Raw genomic sequence first — 9,221 nt, forward strand, 5'->3', positions numbered from 1 at the left:
CCAAGGTCGCCTTTGGGTCAAACAAGGAAGATCGCTGATACTTCGGAAGGTCTGCTTACCCCTGCGCTGCGGAAGTAAGGCTAAGGTCAGCCCAGTGCCATTTTGAAACCTTCCGAGCGTGGAGACTGTCGCCTTCCATATCCATCAATGCTTATGGCGAAAATTCGGGTAAGGCCGTTTGGGGGACGGTCCCGAGGTGCCTTTCACGAAGGGCAAACGCTGGCCCAGAAATCGCTGTCAGGTTCGGAGGGAGGATTGCACAGTAGGTTGCATGGTCCAACTTCTGGCCCTGCCCGTTTTGGCTACGCCCGCACCAATGTCCCCCGTCTGTTTCACCCGTGTCACCGGGTAGCGCCCGATACTGGATCGTGGCGTCTGGCACCGCGACCCACTCTCCCTCGACGAACATTTGCACGCCGGTTGGCGTCACCCGGTAGGGCGCGGGGCGACAATCCCCGTCATCGCAGCAACTCTTTCCATCCCTGTCCTTCAGAGGCGAGTAGATGTCGTGGGCTTCAATGGCCGGTTCAAAGCCGACGAAGAGCAGGACCGCAAAGAGGCCAAGCTTGAGAGACATAGGCCGCTCTCTCATGAGGGGCTGGCGGCGCTCATCAGAGCGTCGGGAAACGCTACTCCGGCCATTCTACTCCCGAGTGAGGCCCTTGTCGCGCAGCCAAGCAAGACAGCGACGTTTCGAGAAGACGCTACATGGGACGCCTCTTCCGGCCCTCACCGCGTCCCGATTTGATGATACAAAGTGGATCGGTCGCAGGGTGGACGCATGTTGAAGCCGTTCACGACGGAACGCCTCGCAATCCGTCAACTGGAACTCCCGGACGCTCCTGAGCTGGCCAGGATCAGCGACGTCCCGGCTGTGAGCCAATGGATGGCCTTCATGGAGGGCGGCTTCCCACTGGAGAAGGCGCAGGCCCTCATCGCCGGCCAAGACGACACCAAGGAATACTTTTTGGCGGTGCGGCTGCCTGATGGAACCCTGATCGGGGCCATGGGGGTCATTGATCACCCGGACGGGAGCATCGAGGTTGGCTACTGGTTCGGAGTCGATTACCAAGGCAAGGGCTATGCGTCTGAAGCGCTTCTGGGGACGCTGGCGCAGATTGCCGCTGATCCTACGCTGGCACCTCGTCCAATCGTTGCCGAATGTCGACCCGACAACGCCGCCTCCATCCGGCTGCTGACCAAGACCGGCTTCTACGCCACAGGGCGCCCAGGTCCCCGGCCCAACCGGATCGAGTACAGACTTGGATGAAGATGATCGCGTGAGCATGAAGACAGTCCTGCAATTCGCGAACAGGAATTGCGCGACCGCGTAAGACGCAATCTATGTTGGAGCAGCTAGAGTAAGCTCTGGATCAAAGAGTAACGAACAGCAAATGAAATGAAGGTCCGCTCATCGCCTCATGAGCCGACCAAGGTTCTTCTTCCGAGATGTGCCATTAGCAACTTGCCGGCCAGTATCCTCACGACGAGCTTGGCGTCGTCAGGCAGCTTCCGCCCGTCAGGTGTCTCACCTTCATCCCACACGTAGCGGGGATGGCCGACACAAGGGCTGATAGGACGACCGTGCTTCGCAGATGCCCCTTCTGGAACGCCCAGGCATGCACTTGGCTCATGACGCGGGACCGCTCACATAGATGATCGTGCCGTAGTCACCGACCTGCTGGAAACCAAGAGCCTCGTAGCAGCGCCGCGCGGTGGGACTCTCGGTGAACAACACCGCCCGCGTTACACTCTCTTGCTCCGCGACTCGGAGGGCACCTGCCACGACCCTTCGGGCATACCCGCGCCCGCGCCACTCTGGCGGGGTCCATACGCCTCCGATCTGAACGATGTCGGATACCCGCGCCGTGTGGGTGCAGAGCGACACAGGTTCGCCGTCTACCTCAAGAAGGAAGGCTTCCCTGCGCTCAACGTGTCCCTCGATCATCCGGGCTGCCAGCGACCGGGTCGAATCCGCATCGGGGAGACCGGTACACTCCAGTTCATAGTTGAAGCGCCACTCCCGGAGCAGAGCAAGATCCTGGCTCTCCGCCCGGCGGCAGGAGGTGGCGCTTGAGCCAAGGGGACCGGGAGCGATCAGGTCTGAGAGGTTGAGCACGAACAGGTTCTCAGGGGATCTCTTCTGAATGGCCTCTTCACCCAAACCTAACCCGGCGTGAGCCGTCTCCACCTGTGACAACGGCCCCAGGATCGCAAGCAAAGGCCGCCCGGTGGCCTCGATCGCCACCCGCGCCAGCTCGGCAGGGTTGTCCGGCGCTTGCAGGAACACGACGTTGTGCCAGCTATGCATCGCGACGCCCACGACGTGATCGTCCGAGAGGGCAATCGCATAGGTACCCTGGAGGGGCTGTCCCTGATCAACGAGGCCCCCATGAGCAAGAAAGGAACGCAGATACAGCGAGCTATCGGCATGCAGAGCCAGGAATGCGTCGAGCAGGCTCTCGTCACCAGGATGAGCAAGGCGAAGCGTGCTATTGGCCATCAGCAGCATCCTCCAAGGTCGGTCTGAGCGGTTCGTAGATCCTGTGGCTCGGGTGGCGGCGCTCATCGATCTTCATGGCGCACCTCCTCGTTTCAGAGGTGATCCTACGTCTCATTCGAACCTGTGTCGTGTGCGCGAAGGGAGAACGGAAATCTCAGAATCGGGCCATGATCCGTAAAGGTCGCAGCGCCAAGCCCGATCGGCGGGGCACATCCTCAGGGGTGATGCCGGCCATCACGGTTAAGAACCATGTCCGCGGCCTTCTCGGCGATCATGATGGTTGCAGCATTCGTGTTGCCGCTCACAAGGGTCGGCATCACCGAGGCGTCGACGACCCGAAGCGCCTCCAGACCATGGACCCGCAGCGCTGGGTCCACCACGGCCATCTCGTCCGTGCCCATCCTGCACGTGCCGGATTGATGAAACGACGTCGAGGCTGTCCGGCGGATGTAGGCAGTGAGCCCTTCACGGTCAGCGACCGCGTCCCCTGGATGGACCTCCCGTGCCCCGATGCCGGAGAACGCAGGGGCACCGGCGATCCTCCTCATCATCCGGAAGCTCTCGAGGGCCAGGTCCAGGTCATGCGGAGCACTCAGGTAGCGCGGATCGATCAGCGGCCGGTCCAGCGGGTCGGACGTCACTGCCCGCACCTCGCCGCGGCTGTCCGGCCGCGTCGGGTAGGCGCTCAGCACGAACCCGTGGCGGTCCGTGGCACACCCGTCCGGCATCTCGCTGCCGAACCCGATCGTGAAGATGAGCTGCGTGTCCGGGTATTCCGTGAACGGGTCGCTGGAAAAGAACGCACCCGCCTCGAAGTAATTCGTGGCGAAGGGTCCTGTCCCATTCTCGAGGTACGCCTGCTGCGCGGCCGCCCGGGCATCCTGGGACAGGCCGAAGAGCGTCAGCGGCTCACTGATCCCAACCCGGATCTTGGAGCTGAGGTGGTCCTGGAGATTCTTGCCGACCCCGGGCAGGTGGTGCCTTGGTTCGATGCCGACCGCGCGAAGCTCATCCGCCGCCCCCACCCCCGACAGCATGAGCAGATGCGGGGAGTTGATCGCACCGCCACAGAGGATCGTTTCGCACGCGGCATGGGCCGTGTGGAGGCCCTCCGGCGTCAGATAGCTGACCCCTGTGGCGCGCTCCCGCTCGATGAGGACCCGGGTGACGAGGGCGTGTGTGACGACGGACAGGTTCCGGCGCCCTTGCACGGGGCGGAGGTAGGCTGTTGCCGCACTACAGCGGCCATCTGCGCCCAGGGTGACCGGATAGCGTCCATAGCCCTCCTGGCGGGCACCGTTGAAGTCTTCATTGTAGGGCAGACCCGCTTCCGCGGCAGCCTGAAGGAACAGGCTCGTGAGCGGGTGCTCAACCGGGATGTCGGTGACCTGGATCGGGCCGTCCGTTCCGTGATGGCCGTCCCGGTGGCGGGTGTTGCTCTCGGACCGCCGGAAATAGGGCAGGACATCGTCATACGACCAGCCGACATTGCCAAGCTGGGCCCACTCATCGAAGTCGCCCTTGTTCCCGCGGACGTACACCAGGTAGTTCAGGCTGGAGGAGCCACCCAGCACCCTTCCGCGCGGGCAGTAGATCCGCCTGCCGTTGAGATGGGCTTGTGGAGCCGTGCGATAGGCCCAGTCGAGCGGTGTGTCCTGAAGCGACGCCGAAAGAGCAGGGATACGGATCAGCGGATCCTCATCGGGACCGCCGGCTTCCAAGAGGAGAACCGAGGCTCCTCCTGTCACCAGGCGATGGGCCAGCACGCATCCGGCGGACCCGGCTCCGACGATGACGTAGTCGTACATCGCCCACCCTCCGATCACGATCCATGATACCTCGGATCATCAGCAGACAGAATGGAGGATGCGATGAACCCTCCATTTTCCTCCGGCATGCGCAGAAATGCATGCGCAGAAGTGCTTGTGGCAATTGACGCTCGACCGGGCATCGTCGCATCCGATCCGGATTGGGCTCCCCCGGTGACAGTCGCCAGATCCAGGTCAGGGCCGCCTTCGGTGCTCGTCCCGTCGGCAGGTCCGGCCTGCCTCGACGTCGGACCGAAGGGACTGCCACGACCGGTCACCGCTTTTGCCCGCAGCGTTTTTCGGCTATCCTGTTGACGTTCATCCGCCTGCCCGGCACCCGCGCCGTACGGCCATGATGGAGGCCCGGCGATGCCTCAGGACGAATTTTGGGACCAAACACTGGGTGTGCTGCCGGGCGCGACGACAACGGAAGCTTCGAACGTCGCAGGTCCGGATGGGGTCGCCCCGCCGCTCGGCGATATGAGCGCCGAAGGGTTCCGGCACTATGGCCGTTCCGTCGTCGACTATATCGCCAATTACTTCGAGCGCGTCGAACAGTTCCCCGTCCTCGCCCAAGTGGAGCCGGGTGCGCTCATCGCGAAACTCCCGGCCGCGGCGCCGGAAGCCGGCGAGTCGATGGAGACGATCCTCGCCGACGTCGACCGTCTCATCGTGCCGGCACTCACGCACTGGAGCCACCCGGGATTCTTCGCCTACTTCGCCACCTCCACCTCGGCCCCCGGCATTTTCGGGGAAATGCTCTCGGCCGCCTTTGATGTGAAGGCGCTGCTCTGGCGCGCGGCCCCGGCCGCGCAGGAGCTCGAAGAGGTCACCCTCTCGTGGCTGCGCCAGATGATCGGCCTGCCGGAGGCCTTCTCGGGGATCATCTACGACACGGCCTCGGTCTCGACCCTCCACGCCATCGCCGCCGCACGCGAGGGCCTCGATCTGCGCGTGCGCGAGGACGGCCTGAGCGGGCGCGCGGACCTGCCGCTGCTGCGCGTCTATGCGTCCGAGCAGGCCCACTCATCGGTTGAGAAATGCGTCATCACGCTCGGCCTCGGCCAGCGGTCCTTGCGCAAGATCCCCACGGATGCCGAGTTCCGCATGGATGCCGCCGCGCTCGCACGTGCTGTCGAGGAGGACAGGGCTGCGGGCCACCTGCCCTTCTGCGTTGTCGCCACCGTCGGGACGACCTCGACGTCGAGCATCGATCCTGTGCCGGCCATCGCCGAGCTGTGCGGGCGCGAACGGCTCTGGCTGCATGTCGATGCAGCTTACGCAGGCTCGGCCGCGGTCGTTCCGGAACTGCGCCACATCCTTGATGGTAGCGGGCGGGCGGACTCGCTCGTGCTCAACCCGCACAAGTGGCTCATGACGCCCTTCGACCTGTCCGTCCTGTACACGCGGCGGATGGATCTGCTGCACCGCGCCTTCTCGCTCGTGCCCGAGTACCTGCGCACGCTCGACCAGGGCCACGAGGCCGTCCGCAACCACTCCGAGTACGGCATCCAGCTCGGGCGCCGCTTCCGCGCCCTCAAGTTCTGGATGGTCCTGCGCTACTTCGGCCGCGACGGGCTTGCCGCACGAATCCGCGAGCACTGCCGCCTCGCACGGCTGTTCGCGTCGTGGGTCGAGGCCACGCCGGGTTGGGAACTGCTTGCGCCCGTCCCCTTGAGCCTGGTTTGCTTCCGCGCCTGCCGGCCGCGCGACGGCGAGACAGCCGACGAGCGCGCCGCCCGCCTCGACCGCCTGAACGAGCAGATCATGCACGCCGCCAATGCGTCCGGCGAGGCGCTCCTCTCGCATACGAGGCTGCACGATCGCTTCACCCTGCGCCTTGCCGTCGGCAACATCCGCACCGGTGAGGCACACGCTGCACGCGTGTGGCAGCTCCTGCGGGACGCATGCGATCGGCTCGACCCCGCTGGCGGGGACTGAGGCCCTCTCACGTCAGCGGCCATGCCTGCGGGATGAGGAGGGCATAGTGCCCCGCTACTTTTTCCATCTCAGACTGGGCTCCCGAATCGTCGCCCGGGATGGTGTCGGCCATGAATGTCCCGATGATGCCGCCGCGCGGGATCTCGCACGGCTCGGCACCGGGCTCTTTATCCTGGACCCGTTCCTGCCCAGTCTGTTCGAGCAGTACTGTTTCGAGGTCGTCACCGAGGATGGAGAGACTGTCTCTCCCTCCAGGGCAGGACCAGGGACAGGGTTCCCATGATCGCCGCACCTGATGAAGAAGGCTGCGTCATCCCGAAGAGTGCCTTTGCGGAGCCGCCAAATGGCACGCCTAGCGGGGAAGGTGTATCCTTCCATCAGCGACAGACCTGCCCCTCTCGACGCGTGACGCCTGTTGCCATCCGGTTAAGTTTCCCGCCTTTGCCGCCGTCATCGTTGCGCGTGCCCAGTCCAGGGAGACTGCGATGTCCCGAGCCAATTCCGAGTGGTTGCTCTTTCCAGCATCCCTTCTGTTGGGGGTGGCCTGCCTCAACCCTGCGCTTGCCCAGACAAGTGTCGACCTCGCCCTGGTGCTGGCCGTTGACGTGTCCGGCTCGATGGACGTCGAGGAGCTGACGCTGCAACGGCAAGGCTTCATCGAGGCATTCCGATCGCCCGAGGTGCACAAGGCTGTCCGGAATGGCTCCGCAGGCCGCATTGTCGTCATGTACGTCGAATGGGCCGGCAGTTCACAGCAGCGGATCGTCATTCCCTGGACCGTGATCGAGCATCCCGCGGACGGGCTCGAATTCGCGGCCCGACTTGCTGGCAGTTCCATGCACCACGGCAGGCTCACCTCCATCTCGGCCGTCATCGATTTCGGCGTTCGGCAGCTTCAAGAGGGGGCGGTTCGTGCCGCGCACCAGACGATCGATATCTCCGGGGACGGGGTGAACGACCAAGGCCGGATGGTGACCCTGGCCCGCGATGAGGCCTTGACTCGCAACATCACCATCAACGGGCTGCCGATCATGCTGAAACCGCCCGCCGGCACTTGGGAAACCGCGGACCTGGACCTGTACTTTCGCGACTGCGTCATTGGCGGCTTGGGGGCGTTCATGATCCCGGTTCGCGAACCGGGCCAGTTTGCTGACGCCATCAAGCGGAAGATCGTGCGCGAGATCGCGGATCGACCGCAGACGCGAGTGCTGGTGCAACCTGCCGGGGAAGAGCGGTCCAGGTGCTTTCATGATCCGTGTTCGGAGGAAGGATCGGTTTGCTGAATTCGCCGGAGCCCCCATTAGGGCCTGCACGGCAGCAGGAAGGATCAGGCAACATGCCGCAACCGGGGGGTCCCAGCACAGCCGAGCCGGGCTGCAACCAGTGAGCAGAGGGAGGCAAGATCATGATGAGGATTTCGATACCGGCGACCCTCGGAGTCGTCATGGCGGGGATCGCCGCCACGGGAGCGTCGGCGCAGGCGACACTGAACAGCGTGAAGCAGAAGGGTGTCCTGACCTGCGGCTCGAACCGGGGCGCGCCCGGCTTCGGCGCACCGGATGCGCAGGGCAACTGGTCTGGTCTCGACGTGGACCTGTGCCGCGCCATCGCGGCCGCCATCTTCGACGACCCGACCAAGGTGCAGTTCGTTCCCCTCTCGGCCCAGGACCGCTTCACGGCCCTCCAGTCCGGGCAGGTCGACGTGCTCGCCCGCAACTCGACCGCGACCATGTCGCGCGACACCCAGCTCGGCCTCGAATTCCCGGCGATCAACTACTTCGACGGCCAGGGCTTCATGGTCCGCAAGACGCTGGGACTTGCCTCGGCCAAAGAGCTCAACGGCAAGTCGGTGTGCACCGACCAGGGCACCACGACCGAGCTGAACCTCGCTGACTACTTCCGCGCCAATGGCCTGACGTATCAGCCGGTGAGCTTCGCGAACGCGACGGAGGCGAAGAAGGCCTATGAGGCCGGCCGCTGCGATGCGATGACGACCGACATCTCGGGCCTCTACGCCGCACGGCTGACCATCTCGAACCCGGACGATCACGTGATCCTGCCGGACGTCATCTCGAAGGAGCCGCTCGGCCCGGCGGTGCGCCACGGCGACAACCAGTGGGCCGACATCGTGCGCTGGACCTTCAACGCCATGCTCGATGCCGAGGAACTCGGTGTGACGAAGGCCAACGTCGACCAGATGAAGGCCTCTGCCAATCCGGAGATCAAGCGCCTGCTCGGCACGGAGGGCAAGTTCGGCGAAGCGATCGGCCTGCCCAACGACTGGGCCGTGCGCATCATCAGGCACGTGGGCAACTACGGCGAGAGCTTCGAGCGCAATGTCGGCGATGGTTCCCCGCTCAAGATCAAGCGTGGCCAGAACGCCCTGTGGACCAAGGGCGGCCTCCAGTACGGCATTCCGGTCCGCTAGAGCATCGGACTGGAAATTAGACTCCTGGGTTTTGGCCTGGTGCGATCTGTGATTCACTTGCTGGAACGGGAGGTGGATCATGGGTCACTGCTATTCTCTCGATCTTCGGGTGCGCGTCGCCGACTTTGTCGAGGCGGGCCATTCCTGCCGGGCGGCRGCAGGGCACTTTGMCGTCAGCGASAGYTTCGCCATCAGGCTGGTGCGGCGAACCCGGGACACCGGCTCGCCGGCGCCGGMCYGCCAGGGCCGYCCGCCGGGACACGGCAAGCTGGTGCCTTATGAGACCTTCCTGATCCAGACTGTCGAGGCCAAGCCCGCCATCACCATGCCCGAACTGGCCGCTCGGCTGCTCGACSAGCACGGGATCGTTGCGGCTCCCGCGATGCTCTCGCGCTTCCTGTGCCGGTGCGGCTTCACTTATAAAAAAACACCTGATGGCGGCGGAGTGCGCACGCGCCGACGTGCGGGATGAACGCCGCACTTGGAGAGACCACCGTCAGGTCCGCATGCGCCAAGAGCCGCACCGGCTGGTGTTCTTGGA

The 9,221-nt window shown here is 64.4% G+C and carries 8 protein-coding genes; 6 read left to right on the forward strand and 2 right to left on the reverse strand.

Annotation, left to right across the window (positions count from 1 at the left end):
* Nucleotides 1–781: 781 nt before the first annotated feature.
* Nucleotides 782–1,270 carry a GNAT family N-acetyltransferase gene (locus tag ACXJKO_RS16015; protein ID WP_457092081.1) on the forward strand — a complete coding sequence of 163 codons (489 nt, stop codon included), beginning with the start codon at nt 782–784 and terminating at the stop codon, nt 1,268–1,270.
* 360 nt (nt 1,271–1,630) lie between these two features.
* Here ACXJKO_RS16015 and ACXJKO_RS16020 read toward each other — a convergent pair whose 3' ends face one another.
* Together ACXJKO_RS16020 and ACXJKO_RS16025 are read right to left on the reverse strand one after the other, a co-directional pair.
* Entirely contained in the window at nt 1,631–2,503 is an 873-nt protein-coding gene (locus ACXJKO_RS16020; RefSeq protein ID WP_457092082.1) for a GNAT family N-acetyltransferase, read from the reverse strand.
* 215 nt (nt 2,504–2,718) lie between these two features.
* Complete coding sequence (locus ACXJKO_RS16025; protein ID WP_457092083.1) at nt 2,719–4,311, reverse strand: GMC family oxidoreductase; 1,593 nt, start codon at nt 4,309–4,311, stop codon at nt 2,719–2,721.
* 369 nt (nt 4,312–4,680) lie between these two features.
* Here ACXJKO_RS16025 and ACXJKO_RS16030 point away from each other — a divergent pair, with 369 nt between their 5' ends.
* The 5 genes from ACXJKO_RS16030 to ACXJKO_RS16050 all read left to right on the forward strand — a co-directional run bounded on the left by ACXJKO_RS16030 (nt 4,681) and on the right by ACXJKO_RS16050 (nt 9,152).
* Nucleotides 4,681–6,252, forward strand: a complete 1,572-nt coding sequence (locus ACXJKO_RS16030; RefSeq protein ID WP_457092084.1) for a pyridoxal phosphate-dependent decarboxylase family protein — start codon at nt 4,681–4,683, stop codon at nt 6,250–6,252.
* 46 nt (nt 6,253–6,298) lie between these two features.
* Nucleotides 6,299–6,535 (forward strand): DUF6894 family protein, encoded by a 237-nt coding sequence (locus ACXJKO_RS16035; RefSeq protein WP_457092085.1) that lies wholly within the window; start codon nt 6,299–6,301, stop codon nt 6,533–6,535.
* A gap of 256 nt (nt 6,536–6,791) precedes the next feature.
* Nucleotides 6,792–7,535: a DUF1194 domain-containing protein gene (locus ACXJKO_RS16040; protein WP_457092086.1), complete on the forward strand. Its 744-nt coding sequence runs from the start codon at nt 6,792–6,794 to the stop codon at nt 7,533–7,535.
* A gap of 122 nt (nt 7,536–7,657) precedes the next feature.
* Nucleotides 7,658–8,680, forward strand: a complete 1,023-nt coding sequence (locus ACXJKO_RS16045) for an amino acid ABC transporter substrate-binding protein (protein WP_457092087.1) — start codon at nt 7,658–7,660, stop codon at nt 8,678–8,680.
* A 79-nt stretch (nt 8,681–8,759) separates the two neighbouring features.
* Nucleotides 8,760–9,152 (forward strand): helix-turn-helix domain-containing protein, encoded by a 393-nt coding sequence (locus ACXJKO_RS16050; protein WP_457092088.1) that lies wholly within the window; start codon nt 8,760–8,762, stop codon nt 9,150–9,152.
* Nucleotides 9,153–9,221 lie beyond the last annotated feature (69 nt).

This window comes from Microvirga sp. P5_D2 (assembly GCF_054049475.1).